Source organism: Paenibacillus sp. GCM10027629, from assembly GCF_042676425.1.
Classification (GTDB): domain Bacteria; phylum Bacillota; class Bacilli; order Paenibacillales; family Paenibacillaceae; genus Paenibacillus_K; species Paenibacillus_K terrigena.
On record NZ_JBHTGZ010000016.1, the window covers coordinates 1 to 20,566 of the forward strand.

General features: G+C 47.8%; 20 protein-coding genes and 1 riboswitch. Of the genes, 5 read left to right on the top strand and 15 right to left on the bottom strand.

The features are described from left to right. Positions 1-396: 396 nt before the first annotated feature. A complete protein-coding gene (locus ACFQZR_RS25415) occupies positions 397-855 on the top strand; it encodes a hypothetical protein (RefSeq protein WP_379351176.1) in 459 nt (152 codons plus the stop codon). An 11-nt stretch (positions 856-866) separates the two neighbouring features. Here the strand turns inward: ACFQZR_RS25415 and ACFQZR_RS25420 are convergent, their stop codons facing one another. The 15 genes from ACFQZR_RS25420 to ACFQZR_RS25490 all read right to left on the bottom strand — a co-directional run bounded on the left by ACFQZR_RS25420 (position 867) and on the right by ACFQZR_RS25490 (position 14,441). Beyond that, positions 867-1,547, bottom strand: coding sequence for a DUF4166 domain-containing protein (locus ACFQZR_RS25420; protein ID WP_379351177.1), 681 nt, complete (start codon positions 1,545-1,547; stop codon positions 867-869). Next, positions 1,548-2,477 (bottom strand): DoxX-like family protein, encoded by a 930-nt coding sequence (locus ACFQZR_RS25425; RefSeq protein WP_379351178.1) that lies wholly within the window; start codon positions 2,475-2,477, stop codon positions 1,548-1,550. A gap of 141 nt (positions 2,478-2,618) precedes the next feature. Next, positions 2,619-2,849, bottom strand: a complete 231-nt coding sequence (locus tag ACFQZR_RS25430; protein WP_018759878.1) for a DUF896 domain-containing protein — start codon at positions 2,847-2,849, stop codon at positions 2,619-2,621. A gap of 108 nt (positions 2,850-2,957) precedes the next feature. After that, positions 2,958-3,929, bottom strand: coding sequence for a DMT family transporter (locus tag ACFQZR_RS25435; protein WP_379351179.1), 972 nt, complete (start codon positions 3,927-3,929; stop codon positions 2,958-2,960). Positions 3,930-4,125: 196 nt separating this feature from the next. Then, a riboswitch (FMN riboswitch) is annotated at positions 4,126-4,274 on the bottom strand. A 63-nt stretch (positions 4,275-4,337) separates the two neighbouring features. Further along, on the bottom strand, positions 4,338-5,228 hold the full coding sequence (locus tag ACFQZR_RS25440; RefSeq protein ID WP_379351180.1) for a DMT family transporter: 891 nt from the start codon (positions 5,226-5,228) through the stop codon (positions 4,338-4,340). A gap of 75 nt (positions 5,229-5,303) precedes the next feature. Next, a complete protein-coding gene (locus ACFQZR_RS25445; RefSeq protein WP_018759875.1) occupies positions 5,304-5,519 on the bottom strand; it encodes a hypothetical protein in 216 nt (71 codons plus the stop codon). A gap of 26 nt (positions 5,520-5,545) precedes the next feature. Then, complete coding sequence (gene fsa, locus ACFQZR_RS25450; protein ID WP_018759874.1) at positions 5,546-6,214, bottom strand: fructose-6-phosphate aldolase; 669 nt, start codon at positions 6,212-6,214, stop codon at positions 5,546-5,548. A gap of 62 nt (positions 6,215-6,276) precedes the next feature. After that, positions 6,277-7,170, bottom strand: coding sequence for a phosphogluconate dehydrogenase (NAD(+)-dependent, decarboxylating) (gene gnd / locus ACFQZR_RS25455; RefSeq protein WP_379351181.1), 894 nt, complete (start codon positions 7,168-7,170; stop codon positions 6,277-6,279). A 56-nt stretch (positions 7,171-7,226) separates the two neighbouring features. Then, a complete protein-coding gene (gene zwf / locus ACFQZR_RS25460) occupies positions 7,227-8,717 on the bottom strand; it encodes a glucose-6-phosphate dehydrogenase (protein WP_379351182.1) in 1,491 nt (496 codons plus the stop codon). 135 nt (positions 8,718-8,852) lie between these two features. Beyond that, entirely contained in the window at positions 8,853-9,323 is a 471-nt protein-coding gene (locus tag ACFQZR_RS25465; protein WP_379351183.1) for a MarR family winged helix-turn-helix transcriptional regulator, read from the bottom strand. 156 nt (positions 9,324-9,479) lie between these two features. Beyond that, positions 9,480-10,571, bottom strand: coding sequence for a hypothetical protein (locus ACFQZR_RS25470; protein WP_379351184.1), 1,092 nt, complete (start codon positions 10,569-10,571; stop codon positions 9,480-9,482). Between the two features lie 137 nt (positions 10,572-10,708). Beyond that, complete coding sequence (locus ACFQZR_RS25475; protein ID WP_379351185.1) at positions 10,709-10,951, bottom strand: glutaredoxin family protein; 243 nt, start codon at positions 10,949-10,951, stop codon at positions 10,709-10,711. A gap of 24 nt (positions 10,952-10,975) precedes the next feature. After that, positions 10,976-11,596 (bottom strand): nitrite reductase, encoded by a 621-nt coding sequence (locus ACFQZR_RS25480; protein ID WP_379351186.1) that lies wholly within the window; start codon positions 11,594-11,596, stop codon positions 10,976-10,978. An 11-nt stretch (positions 11,597-11,607) separates the two neighbouring features. Continuing rightward, positions 11,608-14,037 (bottom strand): heavy metal translocating P-type ATPase, encoded by a 2,430-nt coding sequence (locus ACFQZR_RS25485; protein ID WP_379351187.1) that lies wholly within the window; start codon positions 14,035-14,037, stop codon positions 11,608-11,610. Between the two features lie 152 nt (positions 14,038-14,189). Next, positions 14,190-14,441 (bottom strand): metal-sensitive transcriptional regulator, encoded by a 252-nt coding sequence (locus tag ACFQZR_RS25490; protein ID WP_379351204.1) that lies wholly within the window; start codon positions 14,439-14,441, stop codon positions 14,190-14,192. 127 nt (positions 14,442-14,568) lie between these two features. Here ACFQZR_RS25490 and ACFQZR_RS25495 point away from each other — a divergent pair, with 127 nt between their 5' ends. The 4 genes from ACFQZR_RS25495 to ACFQZR_RS25510 all read left to right on the top strand — a co-directional run bounded on the left by ACFQZR_RS25495 (position 14,569) and on the right by ACFQZR_RS25510 (position 20,566). Next, a complete protein-coding gene (locus tag ACFQZR_RS25495) occupies positions 14,569-16,869 on the top strand; it encodes a helix-turn-helix domain-containing protein (RefSeq protein ID WP_379351188.1) in 2,301 nt (766 codons plus the stop codon). Between the two features lie 213 nt (positions 16,870-17,082). Next, the gene (locus tag ACFQZR_RS25500; protein ID WP_018759864.1) at positions 17,083-17,937 is read left to right on the top strand and encodes an ABC transporter permease; all 855 of its coding nucleotides are present in this window, start codon (positions 17,083-17,085) and stop codon (positions 17,935-17,937) included. A 15-nt stretch (positions 17,938-17,952) separates the two neighbouring features. Next, positions 17,953-18,852: a carbohydrate ABC transporter permease gene (locus ACFQZR_RS25505; protein ID WP_018759863.1), complete on the top strand. Its 900-nt coding sequence runs from the start codon at positions 17,953-17,955 to the stop codon at positions 18,850-18,852. 34 nt (positions 18,853-18,886) lie between these two features. Continuing rightward, positions 18,887-20,566 (top strand): ABC transporter substrate-binding protein, encoded by a 1,680-nt coding sequence (locus ACFQZR_RS25510; protein ID WP_379351189.1) that lies wholly within the window; start codon positions 18,887-18,889, stop codon positions 20,564-20,566.

Genomic DNA, 20,566 nt, shown 5'->3' on the forward strand with positions numbered 1-20,566 from the left:
CCTGAGCCAGGATCAAACTCTCCAATAAAGTGTTTGACTTGCTCATTTTGAAACTGACTTGCTTGCGAGAACCGAAGTTCTCATTTATTCTTTCAATCATTCGTTGTTCAGTTTTCAAAGATCAATGTCTTTCTCTCGATCACCGCGTCGTTCTCTCGGCGACAACTTTTATAATATACCACATTCAACTTCATAATGCAAGATATTTTTTTAAGTTTTTTTCGAGAAGTTCTTTTCTCTTGTGTCCCGTCTGCTGCTCTCGTAGCGGCCGGAATAAGAATATACCATGCATTTCACGTTTATAGCAAGAGGTAAAATATTACAACCAAGTCCGCGCTATTCTAATAGAATCTATTGGACATATAATAGAGCTAACTCTACGCAAGGAGACGATTCATGAGCCAATTCACATTCATCGCATCCTGTTATCCGGTACCCGAAATTGATTTAACAGATATAAAGAAGGTCAAAATTAAAGATATAAGGAACAAACCTAACTTTCCAGCTTCACTCGCCCATTTGAGTGATGATATAGAAATATTGTATGGCGAAGATGGGCATAGTCTAAGTGGACTTCGTGTTTCTCCGTGCACCAATCCACCCTATGATCTGGGACATTACATACGGTTAGAATTCATCTATTGGCTTGAAGGGGCATTTGACTCCTCCACGAGTGTTCAGAATCTTATCGATTATTTGCAGACATTCAAGACTCCCGTCGAGATCTGGTCCATTGCCTTCGGACAAGGGCGACTCCCTGTACATGATCGAACTATTCGACGCGTCGACCTTCACAGCAATGACTTGAACATACTCCATCAACGACAGTCGACTTATTGCCTGACTCTTCTATAGAAGAGTCATTGTTAATCACGTCGCTCCTCACGAAGAGGCTTCACATCTTGCGGAATCTCTGAAGGGCTGACTTGAATATAGTCTACATCAAACACACCTTCATACCCGAACAACCGTCCAAACACCGGATTCGTTACATGTACCCGAATACGAAAACGTTCAATTTCATCATCGAACCATTCGCACACATCAGCATAACCAGAGAACAGCATTGGGAACTTAAAACCAATCCACTTCTCATAGAAGAACTGGTTACCCGATCGCAAGTGCATTCCACCATTCTTCGCTGCGGACATTTCAAGCTCCACCGCAAGATGCTGATGTGTACCGAGATAATCGACGATTTTTTGTTTGGACTGACTATAGATCATCGTCGCATCGAACCGTCTTAGCCGGTTCGTGAAATGATATTTGCGTGCCCACGTCACGGTCTCTCGACCATACTGATCCACATAAGCATAATTTTCAATGGTAAAAGGGATCTGTTCCCCTTGCTGCGGAAACATAATATTGCGAACAGTGCCTAAATAAAGAAAAGGTACTGTAAAAGCTCGCCCATACCATACTTTCTCCATTACACCGCGTCCAATTGAGGCACGATGATCTCTACTACTAAACCCAAACCGTTCTTGAATTCGAGGATGTAGGTTCTCGAAATCACGCCCTAGTGCACGCTGATAGATTGAAGTCATTTATGCTTCCTCCTCTATTCTGCTTCTATTCGGCCGTCTCAAGCAATTCGAAGCACGAGGTAAATCTGGAAGACTAAGCAAACCTACTACAGACAACGCAATCATTCCGAGGTTTAACGTTACCGGGTTAAATGGCGCAACGTAGAGTTGTGGTTGAAGGACACTGCTCATACCAAGTAATATCAAGAGCCCTATATTCCAAATGTACATGATTCTCCGGCGATTCAGTCCCATAATCAAAATTAACAACCCGAATATCACCTCAAGAATCCCCACGGTCATTAACGCAAGGCTCTCATATCCCTGAAATAATAACGTCCCTTGAAGAATCGCAAGCTCACCTGTCTCAGGATACAAGATCTTCGGAAATACCCCTTGGTAGATCCATATCACGCATAGCACCAGGGTACAGACCAAATCCGTCAGACTTCTCAGCAACGATATTCGTGGGTGTATTCCTTTCTCAATCCATAGCCGTAGCGCATCAAAGCTCCAGGCAGTAGCCCAGCCCATCAATGGCCGGAACAATAAATGATCCAGTAACTTGCCTATTACGCCGAATCGAGTTCGATAATCATAACGCGTGAAGAATCGCACTCCATCCGTCGTCGGGACATATTTCCAGAACCCCGCTCCTTCCCGAATGAGAGAAATCCATTGATCCGATGCAAAACGTAGGACAGATGTTCTCGATCCGTCCTTCTCTTGCACACCCGATGTCTCTCCTTCGCCTGCGATCGAAACACCGAACCCAATATTCGTTCGATAAAGGAACCGTTGAAGGTCTGATTCTTTGTGCTTAGGGAGGTATTCGATTTCTGTAAACCGTAGATCCCATTGTTGGTGAACATTAGGTGTCTGCGTATAATACCACAGCGTATCCATGTCAGTACGAATTATTCGTTCCACATAGATTGGTTTGTTCGTCATATCCATCGCCTCCCATATATTAGAAGTGTATATGATAAAGAGCGCAACAGAAAAGAAAATTATTCAACGATCTCTATACTTTCTAAAAAATCAAAAAAACCCGTGCACTGCACGGGCTTCCGTTCTTGTATCTTGAATGAGCTATGAAATATGATAGCGATCTTGCAGCGCTTTGACTTTATTCGGCGTGACATCATTCCCCAACGGGTCCATCACCGTCGTGCTAACGACGATCTTCTCCATAGAGCCGCGAATCTCGCTCAAGTAGGATTGACGAAGACGTTGTTGTTCTTCCTTCTCCTCTGGTGTCAACGCGAATTGTTTCTCTTTTCTAGCGAGTTCATTGATTCTGGATAGGCTCTGAATAACCATGGGTACTTCCCTCACTTCCATATACATAATTAAAGTTATTTACTAACTTAATTGAAGTATAGTGGTAATGCTCTCCATTGTCAACACCCCAGAATGCCCCTTAGTAACTTAGGCCTGCGCGGATTGCAACGTCTGACCCGGAGTCGCCACTTCTTGCTTCTGGCGGGAAATATAGAACAGCGTGAACCAAATGAACACAAATCCAAGCAGCTGCGTCCAAGTCACGACTTGTTGGAACACGATCCAGTTGATCAATACCCCTACCATCGGGAAGCTAAGCTCCGCGAGTGTTGCATAAGAAGCTTTCGTCGCACCCAATCCTTTATAATAGAGCAACAAACTTAGCAAACCAGGCAATAACGCCTGCAATAATAGATTAATGAAGACGAGTGATGCATCAAGCGTTCCGATCGACAGGTTCCAGCTCTGTCCCTCAGATAGCGTAACGATAATGAGCAGCGGTAGAGCCAATGCGAAACGAAGCGAGGTAACCGTCTCATATTTCATTGTTCGTAGCAGATAGCTCCCCATCACCGTGGAGCCTCCCCATAACGCAGCAGCCCCAAGCGACAAGAGACTTCCAACCTGAACGAAATCATTCACATGTCCGAAAGGCAAGGTCCATCCGAAAGTCAATAAATACGTACCTAATAAAGCAAGAATGAATAGGAATCCAAAGTATTTCGGCAATACTTCCTTCAGAATCACTCTAGCCAAAACAATCGCGAACAACGGCTGCAGCTTCTGCAGTAATAGCACGGCATTCAGGTCCCCATGCATAAGCCCCTGTGTGAACAGGATCGTCGCGATCGCGGACCCGCCCCAAGACACGAATAAGAGAGCGAAGACACGACGCCATCCAATCCCCTGCAGTTCCGTCCGATGCCGCCATAAGACTGGCGCAGCAACGAAGAACAGAATAATATGTTCGAGCAGTACGATTTGTGTGGATGTCAGCCACTTGAGCAGTATAACGCGGAAGAGTGGATCAACACCCCATAACGCAGCGCCGAGCACAACGAGCCAGAAGCCCGCATTGAATCGTGAAGTACGTGGAACAGTTAATTCTGTAGCATTCATAGTGAACTCCTCTTCTGAATACAGGAACGAAGCGGTAAGGAAACCCCACAAAGTGTTGACTTGACTTGAAGCTGATTCAGGTACTTTGCGGAGACCCCGAAAATCATTAAAGCCCCGCAAGCGCACAACCATGTACGCAAACGGGGCTGATCAAATAAACATGCAGGAATATATCGCTACTCCAGCACGCTTCTTTGATGATCTTCTACCATCCGGACTTTACCGTCGGCCTTGGATTCTCACCAAGTCAGTCCCCACGCCAAGTTCAGCATGAGGAGTCGCGGGCTGCGTTCTACGAGGAACATCACCGCCGGTTGGGAATTGCACCCTACCCCGAAGATCCTTATTCATTTAAATTTTTATTATTTGAAAACTTATAATTAAGATTATACACGTTTACGAAATATTTCAAGTGATTTTCATCACGCTCTGCCGCGGCCTATTCACAAAATAAATACTGATGAGAATGAGCACAAGCCCAACAAGCAGTGATAGGGTAAAGGGTTCATTCAAGAATACCGTTCCAATCAGAATCGCCACTAGCGGGATTAGAAAAGTAAAGGACGCCATTTTCCCTGCCTCACCCGTATCGATCAGATAATAGAACACGATCCACCCTACTGCAATGACGAAGATCGCTATAAATAACAAACATAAAACAAAGGTCCAGTTCCAGTCGATATCCGTCCAGCTCTCGAACTGTGATCCACCCACTGTCATCACGAAGCCGCCAATGATGAGCTGCAGAGTGACAAGCCATATCGAATCGACGATCGGCGTTACTTTCTTCACGAAGATCGTACCTAGCGCCCAACTCAGTGCCGAGCCAAGGGCTAGCAAGATCCCTGTAACAGAAAGATCACCGCTGAACCCGCCCATACTAATCACGCCGACCCCTGCGAATCCAAGAATAAGACCTATGAGCTTCAACCCATACATCGATTCACCTAACCATAACCAGGAGAATACGCCGACAAGAACGGGTTGGAGGAACACGATCGCCGAGAACAGCCCAGCCGGCAGGTAATTCAGTCCAATCGTCTGTAGTCCGTAGTACAGAATGACATTCACCAACGCGGCGAACAAATAAATCTTCCACGTCTCGCGGAATTTGAGCTTACGGTATCTTGGCAATGCGACAATCAGCAAGAAAATCCCGCCGAGCAATGTTCGCAGTCCGGAGAATAAAACAGGCGGTGTATGCTCAAGGGCGATCTTCGTAAGGGGCCAATTAATCCCCCATACCGTAACTAAAAATATTAGCAATAATGCCGACTGTAGCCTTGTTGACTTCCCCATGGTGCCATTTCCCCCTCTCGCTACCATGCCAAAACGAACGGAATCCGCCATAAGCAGCGGATTCCTCGTCTTTGTCTATAGTACAGTGATGTCAGCGATGCGGAAGGAAATCTTAGTCATTTGAACCGGATGTCCGGTAAGACGTAGCGCTCTAGCTTGCGCCTCCATGAGATCGAAATATTTGAAATAGATCTCTGCCTCGTCCAGATTCGGCGTGACATAAGGCTCCACTTCGATATAATATTGACCATCCTCGAACTTCAGAACATGGCCGGTCTTCTTATTCGACATAGTTTCCCCTCTCTTACCTCAAAACCTTAATTCTTCGGTGCTTTTGCCCAGTCTGCAGCGAATTTCTCCATCCCTTGATCCGTTAATGGATGCTTCGTCAACTGCTCGATTACCCCATAAGGGATTGTCGCAATGTGCGCCCCTGCCATCGCTACGCGAGTTACGTGATCCGGATGACGTACCGAAGCAGCAATGATTTGCGCATCCAAATTATGAATACGGAACAACTCCGCAATTTTCGAGACAAGCAGCACACCATCTTCCGAGATATCATCCAGGCGGCCTAAGAACGGCGACACATACGTCGCACCTGCACGAGCTGCAAGAAGCGCTTGGTTGACTGTAAAAATCAACGTAACGTTCGTCTTCACGCCTTTTTTTGTTAAGTAACGGCAAGCTTCTAGTCCTGCAAGGGTCATTGGAAGCTTAATCGTAATGTTTTTATCGCCACCATTGATCTTGATCAGTTCATTCGCTTCAGCGATCATCTCTTCCGCAGTTACAGCATCAGGCGATACTTCAGCAGATACAGATTCAACTTCAGGTACGAGCTTAAGAATTTCTTCAATACGATCTTCGAATTTAACGCCTTCTTTGGCAACCAGAGATGGATTCGTTGTAACACCAGAGAGAACACCGAGTTTGTACGCCTTCTGAATATCCACTACATTCGCTGTATCGATAAAAAATTTCATGCCACTTACCTCCGTTTATGATTTGATAAGATTGGTGCATTGCCCTTACTATTATAAACCAATTACTGCTTCTCGACAGCATGTCCCCCGAATTCGTTGCGAAGCGCTGCGACAACCTTGCCTGTGAACGTATCCTGATCTAACGAGCGATAACGCATAAGCAGGGACATGGCAATGACAGGCGTAGCCGTCTGTAGTTCGAATGCTGTCTCGACCGTCCACTTGCCTTCCCCGGAAGAGTGCATAATGCCCTTGATCTCATCCAGATTCGCATCCTTCGAGAAAGCACGCTCCATCAGTTCGATCAACCACGAACGAATAACGGATCCGTTGTTCCATACGCGGGCAACCTGCTCATAATCGAAATCAAAATCAGACTTCTCAAGCACTTCGAACCCTTCGCCAATGGCAGCCATCATCCCGTATTCGATGCCGTTATGCACCATTTTCAGAAAATGTCCGCTGCCCGACTTACCTGCATACAGATATCCTTTATCCACGGCAGTATCACGGAAAATCGGTTCAACAACGGCCCATGCCTCTGCGTCGCCGCCAACCATATAACATGCCCCGTGACGAGCGCCTTCCATTCCGCCCGAGGTACCTACATCCATAAAGCTAACGCCAAATGGCTGCAACTGATTGTAACGGCGAATCGATTCTTTGTAATGCGAATTCCCCGCTTCAATGACAATATCCCCTTGCGATAACAACGGCGTGATCTCCTCAATGACAGAATCGACAACCTGATGCGGAACCATAATCCATACAATGCGCGGTGTATCAAGTGACTGAACCATCTCTTGCAGCGACGAGACACCCGTTGCTCCGTAGGATTTCATCTCTTCTACCGCTTGTGTATTCAAATCAAAAGCAACGACCTCGTGCTGGTGATCCAATAAATTCTGCCCTAGGTTTAACCCCATTTTCCCAAGACCTACTAATCCGACTTTCATATGCTACCCCTCCAATGGTGTGTATATTAATTCTAGATGTCCGGCGGTTATGAAAATTACACTTCAGTAAGCACTCGTTCTCTGAGCGGCTTATCGAGCCACCACTGGTCTTCACCCAGCAGTTGATGTGCTGCTTCTGGCCCATTCGAACCCGCTTCATACGTATGAAGTGGAACCTCATTCGCTGCGAATGCATCGAGGATTGGCTGCACCCAAGCCCAAGATAATTCAACCTCATCCCAGTGGGCGAAGAATGTTCCGTCCCCACGCATCGCGTCATGGATCAAGTTCTCATAAGCCTCCGGCATATCTTGCGCATTCGAGAAGCAGTTCACATGGACAGGCTCGAACTTGCTCGCATGCACAGGATCTTTACTATTCAACTGCAGCGTAAGCCCCTCATGCGGACCGATCTCGATCACGAGCAGGTTCGGACCTGCTGTCTCATCTTGCGGTTTGTTAAATGGTTGTAGTGGATCTTTGAATTCGATAACGATCCGTGTAGACTTCTCTTGCATTCTTTTACCTGTACGGATATAGAATGGTACGCCTTCCCACAAGCTGTTATCGATCCACAATTTGGCTGCGAAGAACGTGTCATTCTTCGAGCTGGACACAATGCCTGGTTCATCCAAGTAACCATGTACCGATTTCCCAGCCATTTCCCCTGCTGTATATTGTCCGCGAACGATGTTGCGCGTCAAATCTTCCTTGGCGAGTGGACGAAGCGCCTCCATCACCATCTTCTTCTTGCGGCGAACTTCGTCTGGCGTACTCTGTTGTGGCAGCTGCATGGCTGTCATCATGAGCAATTGCAGCATATGATTCTGGAACATATCCCGAATCGCACCCACTTTATCGTAATAGCCTGCACGCTCTTCAACGCCAACAGTCTCTGCCGCTGTGATCTGTACGTTCTTAATGAAACGGTTCGACCATAGCGCGTGAATGACCGGGTTCGCGAATTCGAGGACTTCCAAGTTCTGAACCATCGGTTTGCCAAGATAGTGATCAATACGATAAATTTCATTCTCGTCGAACGAACGAGATAGCTGTTCGTTCAGCGCACGAGCAGATTCCAGATCATGACCGAATGGCTTCTCAATGACGAGTCGTTTCCAGCCCTTCGTAGAACCTAGGCCGCTTGCCTTGATATTCGTTGCGATCACATCGAAGAACTCTGGAGCTACCGACAAGTAGAACAGGCGGTTGCTAGGAATATGCAATTCTTCCTCACGCGCTTCAACCAGCTTCAGAAGTTTCTCATAATCTTCGAATCGGCCCACATCAAGCACGCTGTAGCGAAATGAGCTAAGGAAAGCTTGAAGCTGCTCAGGCGTACCTACATCACGTCTAGAGAAGGTATGAAGGGAATCTTCCACTTGCGAGCGGAATTTCTCATCAGACCATTCTCTTCTTCCGAGCCCGATAATGGAGAATGATGCAGGCATTTTCTGGTCCAAGAACAGATTATACAAAGCCGGATATATTTTTCTTTTGGCTAAATCGCCTGTTGCACCAAATAATACGAGTGTTGTTGATTCCATATATGTGTTCCTCCTGTTGAAAAAACAATGGTTGAATCGAGGAAAGTATGCTGCCTTTATTCCTGTGAATTCAGTCCGTCATTTATTAATTAAAGTATATTACAAAAAGTAAGATAAGTAAATAAATAAATCGAGTTAATCGAATGAATCGGTTGTACTTTGGCATAAAGCTTGAAGTACGCCTTCATTGATCCGAAGCAGCTGGTCAATTTCTTCTGCGGTCAAACGATTCAGCACATTTAATATCGCTTGGCTCGACGTCGATTTCACGATCGATTGCTTCGAGATTTCCTTGCCCTGCTCGGTTAACCGCAGCTTCACTTCTCTTCGGTTATGCATCGGAATTTCTCTTACAACCAGCCCCGCCTTTACGAGTCCATCAATATTGACGCTTAGCGTGCTTTTGGAAGACACCAGACGTTCGGTCAAATCCTTCAATTTCATTTCGGGCGTTGCATGCAATGTATTTAGAATCGCCATTTGCTGTAATGATAAGCCTAATGAGGCGGCATTCTGCTGCTCCATCTTGACAGTCACCCGACTAATATTCCAATATGAGTCCAATACACGCGCTGCAAGTTTGCTCTGCTCATCCAGAGAATGCAATCGAGATATACCTCCAATCCTGATGAAAACGCTTCATTAGTGAATTGTTCATAATTGAACTATCCAACTGTGATTTAGATCATATTCCTATTCATTTTCCTTGTCAATACAAAGACCACCCCTTCGTAAGAGGTGGTCTTTGCCATAAATTCAATATTATTTCAACCGTGAGAGAACATTGGTGCACAATCTGGAGCCAATCTCCTCCACGACCGCATAGTCCGTCGCTTCCGCATAGATGGCACGCAGCCGATCGCGCAGCTGCTTCACTTCCGCCAAAATCGCAAGAGAGGCCTTCATCGATGCAGCGTATTGGGCCTTCACTTGGGCAATCCCATCCGCATACCGCTCATCGGTTCCTTCATCAATTGTACGCACGTACATATCTAGAATTTCGTCCCCTTCACGACTTGGAAAATGCTCATGCGGCGCCGTAGAATCGAATATTGCCAGACTCAGCGCCGGGAAGATGACCATATCCAAGCTGTTCGGATCGAATCCGCAATGATAGACCTCGACACTCTGTCCGCGTTCCTCCCCTGTGGCCACCAGCTTCTTCAGCATCGTTGATTTGCCGGATCCCGGGCGGCCTTTGACGAAAATACGACGGTCGAGCTGCTCCGTCAAGTTCATCACGTAATCGACGGCACCGACGCTCGTCGCCGCCCCTAGATACAAATGACGCGTCGATTGCACAGGCCGTTCCGACGATGCATCGGGAATGAGCGACTTCAGTTCTTCCGTCACCTGATCCGCCGCATCAAAACGAATATGGTCGATATAATATTTCTCCCAATCATCGTGAATACGTAGCGTATGCAGGAATGAATCCGTCGCGCTCGCATAGCGCTCCTCGATCTGCTCCTGGATCTGCTGCAATTCCTGTTGATACGGGGTGAGGATATCACGACTAACGGCACCCTGCAGCGATACCGTAATGATCTTGGTATCGGTAAAGCCTGCGAAAGCATCCAGGCATGCTGCCGCGTCAACAACGCCAATCGCTGCGCTTGGAATCCACAGGCCATCGAGCGTCTCATGATTCAACGGATTGTGGAACCACCACGCCTGAGCCCCTTGGTCACGCACGCCATCCGCGATCTTCTGAATCATCGTTGATTTTCCCGTTCCAGGGCCGCCTTCTAATAGAAACAACGCATAAGCTCCTTGAAATGCCGATGCAAATGAATTCGTTCTTCCTAACGCCGTATTCCCGCCCGCAAAAGCATGTTTAACCGTACCTGCCATTGCTATCACACTCCCTGTCATCGATTGCTTATAAGATACGATATGCAAATACCTGGAACTGTGTGTTCGCCCATAACAAAAGAGAACCCTGCCTTCATATGGAAGGAGGGTTCTTCGAACTTCGTACGTCTTATAAATTATTTACCAAGCAAATCCTTAATGGCGCTCATATTCTCTGCAAAGCCGACGAACACCTTGTCATGAATGACAAGCGTCGGAACGACTTGCTTGCCCGTAAGCTCCCAGACTTCCTTCGGATACTTCTCATTCTCTTCACAATTCAAATCTTGATAAGGGATATCATTCTCTTTAAAAAAACGTTTGGCATGATTACAGTCACTACAGGTTGGAATCGTATATATTTGGAGAGGTTCAGTCATCGCTATCCACTCCTTAAGAGTCATTTATGCTGCAATATCTTGCAGCTTCGTAAGCGTCATTCGGTTCACGAACTTGCTGAATTTCTCCTTACCCTTCGCCTCTGCTCTATAGAAATCGATGATTCGCGTAATGGTCGGCACGAGTTGCAGTTCCTGCAATCCCGATAACAATAGTTGTGCTGCGGCAACTTTGATCCCTTTCGGTTCGCCGCCGACATAGATATCGAACGTATCCCGCATCTTCACGACGCCGATATCTTTGAACAAGGGCTCACTCGTTCCGAGGGCACAACCTGCGTAGCCGATTTTGAGCGGTGTCGGTGTATCGATCCCTGCAATGGCACGATTTAACTTATGTGCTGTTTCGAGTCCCGCATCTTCTGCACCTTTGCAGAAGTTACAGGCAATTAAGCTTTTGCTAACAAAACCTGCGGGGTAGACCTCGAGCCCCGCCTGCTCTAATGCCGCTTGGATCGCATCACGCCGCTCCACTGGAATTTGCACATACATTTGCTTGAACGGCGTCATCTCAATCTTCGCATCTGGACCCACAATTGTGCCGATGGCACTTAGCTGCTCGGGTGTAAACAAGGTTCCCCCCACCTGTAGAGGTGGGGCCACCGCAATATTCATCTTCTCTCCCATGATCATTCTCCTTAGTGACGAATTTTCACACGTTGTAGACGAAGCGCATTCAGTACAACCGATACGGAGCTGAGTGCCATCGCCGCTCCCGCTACCCATGGTGCAAGCAAACCGATTGCTGCAATTGGAATCCCCAAGGTATTGTATCCAAGCGCCCAGAATAAGTTCTGTTTAATGTTGCTCATCGTCTTCCGGCTCATGTAGATCGCATCCGGGATGCTCGAGAGATCGCCGCGCATTAGGGTGACATCGGCTGCTTCCATCGCAACGTCCGTACCTGTGCCGATCGCCATTCCGATATCCGCCGTTGCAAGTGCAGGCGCATCATTAATGCCGTCCCCAACCATTGCCACGGTCTTACCTTGCGATTGTAATTTCTTCACTTCTTCCGCCTTGCCCTCTGGAAGGACTTCAGCGAGCACATGTTCAATACCGACCTCCGCTGCAATCGCCTTCGCTGTCCGCTCATTATCGCCAGTGATCATAATAACTTGAATGCCCATATCTTTGAGACGGGTTACTGCTTCCTTAGAGGTTTCTTTGATGGTATCGGCTACTGCGACAAGACCTGCATAGTCGCCGTTCATCCCAACGATCATCGCTGTCTTACCCGCTTCTTCCAGTCGATTCATCACATCATAAGCATGCTGTGCATTCACATCGAATTTCTCCATCAATCGACGAGTACCGATCAAGAGCTCCTTCCCTTCCACAACAGCCTTAATTCCATACCCCGGAATCGCTTCGAAGGACTCGGTTGCTGGCATTTCAATATGTTTCGCTTTGATCCCTTCAACGATCGCTTCTGCAAGCGGATGCTCTGAGTTCTTCTCCGCCGCACCAACCAAGCGAAGGAATTCGGTCTCATTATTTTCTGTCAATACGTCGGTTAATTCCGGTTTACCTTTCGTTACGGTACCTGTTTTATCCAGGATGATCGCGTCAATCTTATGGGTCTGCTCCAGATGTTCGCCACCTTTGAACAAGATCCCGAACTCTGCTGCACGACCCGACCCTGCCATAATAGATGTTGGTGTCGCTAGACCAAGGGCACAAGGGCACGCAATGACGAGAATGGCAATGGCTTTCTCAAGCGCCTCAGCGAAGTTGCCTGGGGTGACAAAGAAATACCATACGAGAAAGGCAACAATGGCAATCCCAACGACAATCGGTACGAAAATACCGGAGATGACGTCTGCCACTCGTTGAATCGGCGCCTTAGAGCCTTGCGCTTCTTCAACGACCTTAATAATTTGCGCAAGCGCTGTTTCTTTCCCTACCTTTGTTGCTTGAATACGTAACATGCCGTTTTTATTCATCGTTGCCCCGATGACTCCATCGCCGGCATTCTTCTCTACCGGAAGGCTCTCACCGGTTAACATCGACTCATCCACGGACGATACCCCTTCGAGTACAAGGCCATCGACAGGAATTTTCTCACCTGGTTTGACGAGGACAATATCTCCCGTCAACACTTCTTCGACTGGAATGGATTGCTCAACGCCGTCACGAATGACAAGCGCCGCCTTTGCTTGCAGCCCCATCAACGATTTGATCGCTTCGGATGTCCGACCTTTCGCCAAAGACTCGAATAATTTACCCATAAGAACGAGCGTAATCAACACGGCACTTGTCTCGTAGTACATTGCGGGCCCGTGGTGGGCGTTCGCACCTGCTAAGAACCAATCGATGGTGAGATACAGACTGTAGAAGTAAGCAGCGGAAGTACCGAGCGATACCAATACATCCATGTTCGCACTGCCGTTACGAAGCGCTTTGTAAGCCCCGACATAGAACTGTCTTCCGATATAGAATTGAACCGGCGTGGAGAGAAGCAACTGCATCCACGGATTCATGAATAGATCCGGCACGTAAATCCACGACGTAAATGAAAAGTGTCCCACCATGCTCCACAGGAGTGGAAGCGAGAGAATCGCCGAGATCAGCAGGTTTCGTTTCTGGTGCCGAATTTCCTTAGCACGATGATCGCCCGTGGATTCACTATCTTGCTTCGTGATCGCTTGGTAACCAAGCTGCTTCACCTTGTTCTGCATATCCGTGACCGACACATCGCCTGGTGAATATTCGACGCGAGCTGTCTCCATTGCGAAGTTAACCGTTGCGCTTGTCACCCCAGCCATTTTGCTGAGCCCTTTCTCGATTCGGTTCGCACATGCTGCGCAAGTCATGCCCTCCAGCTTGAAATCAACCGTTTCTTTGGCTACACCATAACCTAATTTCTTAATAGTCTCTTCCATTCGATCAACGTCTAATTTGGACGGATCGTACGTTAAGCTCGCTTTCTCCAGTGCAAAGTTCACGTTGGCGTTCGATACGCCTTCTAATTTATTGAGACCCTTCTCGATCCGGTTTGCGCAAGCTGCACAAGTCATGCCCGTAATGGAAAGGGTGGTCTGTTTCTCATTCGTCGCCGTAGACATCCTTATTCACTCCTCTTGTTCAACCTCTTCATGAACTTAGTATACCCCTCTACCCTATATTAAGTCAACAACTTTTTACAATACCCCTCTACCCTACATAAAAGATCATATGAATTCCCGAAACTCTCTACAATTGGTTGTTGGTTTTCCCGTTATTTTATAAGCTTATTCATCGTCACCAGGAGCTCTGATAATACATTTGTGCCGCCTTCCTTCATGCGATCCATGACACAGCTCTTCATATGACATTCGAGCAGCAGCTTACCTACTCCATTCAAGGCCGACTGTACAGATGCAATCTGATTCAGCACATCATCACAGTAGGTATCCTTCTCGATTATGCCTTTCAAGCCTCGAATTTGCCCTTCAATTCGATTCAGTCTGCTGATAACATACCCCTCTATAGTATATAAATAGGTTCATATAACTTCAATTTTTAAGCTTTACGCATTTCATTCTTATTGTTATCTTGGTAAAAAGTAATTTATCGTCTTAGGCACCTACTATGCAATGGACAAGGAGAGGTTGTTCATGTTCAAACAAGACCGCGGGAACCTAAAAGTATGGATCCATTTCTTCGTTCCTTATGCCCTTCTACTTACCGGGTTCCTCGGCGTCGGCTTATACGCATATGACCGGACCACATCATTAGTTGAGAGCCATACCAAAGAAACGGCCTACGCCATCCTCGAACAGACGAAGGAAATTCTAGACCGTCGCTTCAATGAACTTGAGACGATGGCCGAACAGGCTGCGAGCAGCACGAAGGTGCAGTCTTTTCAGTATGTCGATCGACCCTTCGTCGGTACGAATCCCATTCGAATCCTCGAGCTCAAAAAAGATTTATTTGATTATTCCCTATTCAATCATTTCCTGTTGAATTATTACATGGTCTATCCGCACAGCGAAGTCGTGGTGTCACCTCGATCTTCTTATTCCCTGCGCCAATTCTACGACCTGGAGTTCCGATACGAGAACCAATCCTATGAGGCCTGGCTGAAAGAATTAAAGTCTCGCACCAGCGCTAAGACCTTCATCCCGGGACGTACGGCAACGTATCAGAACAAAAAAGTCTCTGTCGTCACGTACATGCAAACCTTTGGCTCCCAAGAACGATCCGGCATCGTCCTCATGCTCATCGACAATACGCAAATCCAGAGCATGCTGCACAAGCTGGATTCCAGTAATGGTGGTTTCGTCCTCATTACAGACGCAAAAGGCGAGATCATCAGTCGTACCGGTTCGAAAACCGGCAGCAGTTGGGCCTCAGAGCTGAAGGATGGATTCAACCCGATCGATATCGACGGGCAACGGATGCTCGTTACGAAGACCACGTCTCGTTACAATGGCTGGACATATCTGACGGCGCAGCCTGAGTCCTATGTTCTCGAGAAGGTACATTCCATTAAACAATTGATCTTATCCATTATGCTGATCGGTCTTATCTTTGGTCTGATCGCGGCGCTGCTCTTCTCCTATCGCAACAGTCGTCCGCTCTGGTTGCTGCTTCGCGTACTCCCATCGGGCCGCATGGCGGGAGGACATTCGCCGAATCGCAATGCCTGGGATTTCGTACGGACCTCGGTGACGAATCTGATGCTAAGCAATGACTACTTGTCCGAGAAAATGGATCAGCAGGTCCCGCTCATCCGCAGCGGATTCTATGATCGTCTGCTGCGTGGCCACTACCTGTCCAACAAAGACATTGCCGCGGCGATGGAGCATTCCCGCCAGACTTGGGATGGTGAATACTTCGCTGTCAGTATTCTAATGATCGCAGGTTATGAGGGGACCTATAACGAAGCCATGCTCACCGAGCTGGATTTCCGTAAAATCGCAATCCGCGACATTATCGCCACTGGCTATGGGCGTATCATCGCAACACATGACCTGGGGGAGAATCAGATCGGCTTACTAATGAATGACGACGCTGTCTCGCCAGCTGCATTCATGGAGGATGTTCGGAACCATCTTTGCGCACTGCATCATCGCATTGCTGCCGCGCTGCATGTTCAGGTCTATATGACCGTCGGCGGATGTTATATGCAAATGACGGAGATCAGCCGATCTTATGAAGAAGCTCGTCTACTTCGAGAACGGGAGCATTTATCCGAACAACGTCCCATCGTTTTCCATGACGAGGAGAGCCCTGCATTGCCAACGTATTATTATCCACCCGATGTTGAGCTCAGGCTCATTAACCTTGTGAAATCAGGCAACTTGCCCGAGACAGAGGCACTACTCGAGCAGATCCGTCAGAACAACCTGGAGCAACAGCATCTCCCTGCCGCCGTCACAAGGGTTCTCATTCATGAGTTAACAGGTACACTCCTGAAATGCTGTGAGCAAGAGGCTGGAGACACTGATCGCCAACAGGAAGAAGTGAAGTCCGCGCTAGCCGCTTCCGAAGCGAGTCGTTCGCCGAAGGCTGCATTCGAGCCGTTGGTTATCGCGTTCCTCTATCTATGCCGCCAGCAGCATGACCGGAAGAAAAGTCATAACAATCAGTTGAAACAAGATTTGATCCAACATCTCGAAGAGCATTATATGCGAACAGAGCTGAGCTTATCGGAGCTTGCAGAGCGCTTCAATTACGCTGAAGCGTACATATCGTATTTTTTCAAAGAACAGACGGGTGTGAACTTCTCCGATTATCTGGAATCGATTCGCATGAACCATGCCAGACGGCTCCTCAAGGAGAGCGACATGTCCGTGAACGAGATTGCTGCTTGGGTCGGCTACTATTCCCTCAACTCCTTCAGCCGCGCCTTCAAAAGAGCCAACGGTGTAAGCGCCACGGAGTTCCGAAAGCACGCACAGAGCGGAATCTAAAGGATTGCACAGCACTTGATTAGGGAATAAACGAGCATTTATGCCTTTTCTAAAAACCTGCATAGCCCTTGAATTTAACGCATTTACGAAAGCGTTTACTCCCTCTATACTTCGAATCACCGGCCGGTTAACCAATGGACATTCAAGGGGGAATCACAGCTGAAATCTTGGATATCGTTTAAAAAGGGGTGGCAGCTGTACGCGTTATTTGCCTTGCCGCTTCTCTACATCATCGTGTTCAAATATGCCCCGATGCTCGGCAACATTATCGCATTCAAACAGTATTCGATCACCAAAGGCATGTTCGGCAGCCCATGGGCAGGATTCACGCATTTCGAACGGTTCTTCAACTCTCACGAATTTTGGCGCTTGCTGACCAACACGCTATCCATCAGCTTCTACACGCTTCTCGCGAGTTTCCCGTTCCCGATCCTGCTCGCTTTAGGACTTAATTATGTGAAAAATGAACGCTTCAAGAAAACGGTCCAAATGGTTACGTATGCGCCCTACTTCATCTCACTCGTCGTCGTTGTCGGCTTGCTGTTCCAATTCCTTGACCCCCGCACGGGGATCGTCAATCATATCTTGGGATGGTTCGGTGTGGATCCGATCAACTTCATGGGTGAAGCATCGATGTATCAGACCATCTATGTCGGTTCCTATGTATGGCAGAACGTCGGGTTTGCTTGCATCATTTATTTGGCAGCGCTCGCGGGGATTGATCCCTCTCTGCACGAAGCGGCTGTCATGGATGGCGCCAACAAAGTCCAGCGGATGCGTCACATCGATATCCCTGGTATTATGCCGATTGCCGTCATTCTGTTAATCCTGAATACAGGGCAGATGATGGAGACGGGCTTCGAGAAGATCCTACTCATGCAAAATTCACTGAACTTGCGAACTTCGGAGGTCATTGATACGTACGTGTACAAAGTTGGGCTCGTCTCGCAAGCAATGAATTTCTCATACGCGACCGCAATTGGCCTATTCAAAGCCGCGATTGGTTTTGTCCTGCTGATCGTCGTTAACCAGACGGCGAAAAAGGTCGGGCAAGAAAGTCTATGGTAGGAGGGGGAGACAACGATGCAACAACATTCCACCATTCGCGAGTCGGGCAGCGACAAGGCATTCACCATCGTTAACTATGTGATTCTCTCGATCGTGCTCCTCATCATCTTGTATCCGCTCATCTATGTTGTAAGCGCTTCATTTAGTTCGAGCTATGCTGTTCTATCCGGCAAAGTATGGCTATGGCCCGTTGAACCGTCGCTGGATGGCTATAAGGCCGTTTTCAAAAACAAAAATATACTCACGGGGTTCCAAAACACGGTGTTCTATACGATCGCGGGAACTCTGATCAATGTCATCATGACGATCTTAGCTGCCTATCCACTATCCAGACGGGATTTCAACGGTCGAAATGTCTTCATGCTAATCTTCGTGTTCACCATGATGTTCAGCGGCGGACTGATTCCAACGTATTTCGTTGTCAAAGAGCTGCATATGATCGACACGGTCTGGGCGATGCTCATTCCGACTGCACTATCCGTATGGAATGTGATCATTATGCGAACGTATTTTCAGACGACGATTCCACATGAACTGCTCGAAGCATCACAAATGGACGGATGCAATGATTTTCGCTTCCTGCGGAGCATCGTGCTTCCGTTGTCCGGACCGATTCTGGCCGTCATCGCTTTGTTCTACGCCGTTGGGCATTGGAATCAATATTTTAACGCGATGATCTATTTGAAAGACCCGGAGTTGTATCCATTACAGCTCATTCTTCGGGACATCTTGGTTCAGAACGAAGTGAAGATCGATATGCTGGGGGATGTCAAAACGGCAGCGGCCCGCCAAGGCTTGCGCGAACTATTGAAGTATTCGCTCATTGTCGTATCCTCCGTTCCTCTGCTTATCGTCTATCCGTTCGTGCAGAAGTTTTTCGTGAAAGGCGTCATGATTGGCTCTATTAAGGGCTAAGGTTGGTTACTAGAACCATTATGGGAGGGTCTCTATGAGAAAAACATGGGTTACGCTTATCGCAATCTTGCTTCTACTTACTACTGTTCTATCCGCTTGCTCCGGTTCGAATGAAGGGAAAGGCACCACGACAGATACGCCAAAAGAAGGTGCAACGACGACGGACAGTTTGCTGACACCGCCAGGCACCTACCCGATTACGAAAGAGAAAGTTACACTGAAGGTCATGGTGCGCGGCAATCCGCTCGTCGAGAATTTCTCGACGAATGAATTCACCAAATGGTATGAAGAGAAAACCAATGTCCACATTGAATGGGAAGTCGTTCCCGAGCAGAGCATGCAGGAGAAATTGAACCTCGTGCTTGCCAGTGAAGACTATCCGGATGTCATCTTCGGAATGAACGTGTCGCCTGCCCAAGAGATGATCTATGGCACGCAGGGCGTATTCCTGCCGTTGAATGATCTAATTGAGCAGCAAGGCACGCAGACGAAGAAGATGTTCGCCGATCGCCCGGATATTAAAGCAGCGATTACCGCACCAGGCGGCAACATCTACTCTCTGCCTGAAGTAAATGAATGCTACCACTGCTCGATGAGTCAGAAGATGTGGATCTACAAGCCGTGGCTCGATAAATTAGGTCTCAGCATGCCGACGACGACCGAGGAGCTGTACAACGTGCTCAAAGCGTTCAAGACGAAGGACCCGAATGGCAACGGCAAAGCCGATGAGATTCCACTATCCATCTCACCAAAATCGTGGAGATCTTCCATTGATTCGTTCCTGATGAACTCTTTCGTCTACAACCCGATGTACGGATCGACGAAACATTTATTCGTACAGGACGGCAAGCTCGATGTCTCCTACACGAAGCCGGAATGGAAAGAAGGCTTGAAGTATCTGCACAAGCTTTATGCGGAAGGTTTGATTGCTCCTGAGTCATTCACCCAAGACGATAATCAGCTTATTCAGATCGGGGAAAATCCGAAGGAAGTCCTGCTCGGCGCTTCAACCGGCGGACACCAAGGGGTATTCACGCAGCTGCTCGGCGAGAGCGGCCGCTGGAGCGAGTATACTACCGTTCCGGTCTTGAAAGGCCCTGGTGGCGTGCAATATGCACCAAACGATGCAACAAGCTTAACGACAGGGGCATTCCTCATTACGAATAAAGCGAAAAATCCTGAAATCGCGCTCCGTTGGGCCGATGGATTATACGAATACGAGCATACGCTGCGCAGCAATTATGGCCGTCCAGACACGGAATGGCGTGATGCCAAAGAAGGCGAGATCGGGATCGACGGCAAACCGGCGAAATGGTCCGAATTGAAATCGTTCGGGGAAGTGCAGAACGTGAACTGGGCACAGACGGGTCCTGCGCTTCGCTCCAATGAATTCCGCCTTAGCGCGGTGAGCAAAGGCGATAAAGACCTTGAAGTGATCCTCTACAATGAGACCAAGAATAATTATGAGCCATACAAGCCAACCAATATCGCGACGGTCCCTCCGCTCTTCATGACGAATGAGCAAGCAACGGAGATTGCCGATCTCTCGAAGACGGTCAATGATTATGTGGATGAAATGTTAGCCCGCTTCGTCATCGGAGATGCCGACGTTGATAAGGAATGGGATACCTATATCAGCACGCTCGATGGCATGAATCTGAAACGCCTCGTCGAGATCTACCAGGAAGCTTATGATGCGCAGACGAAAAAATAA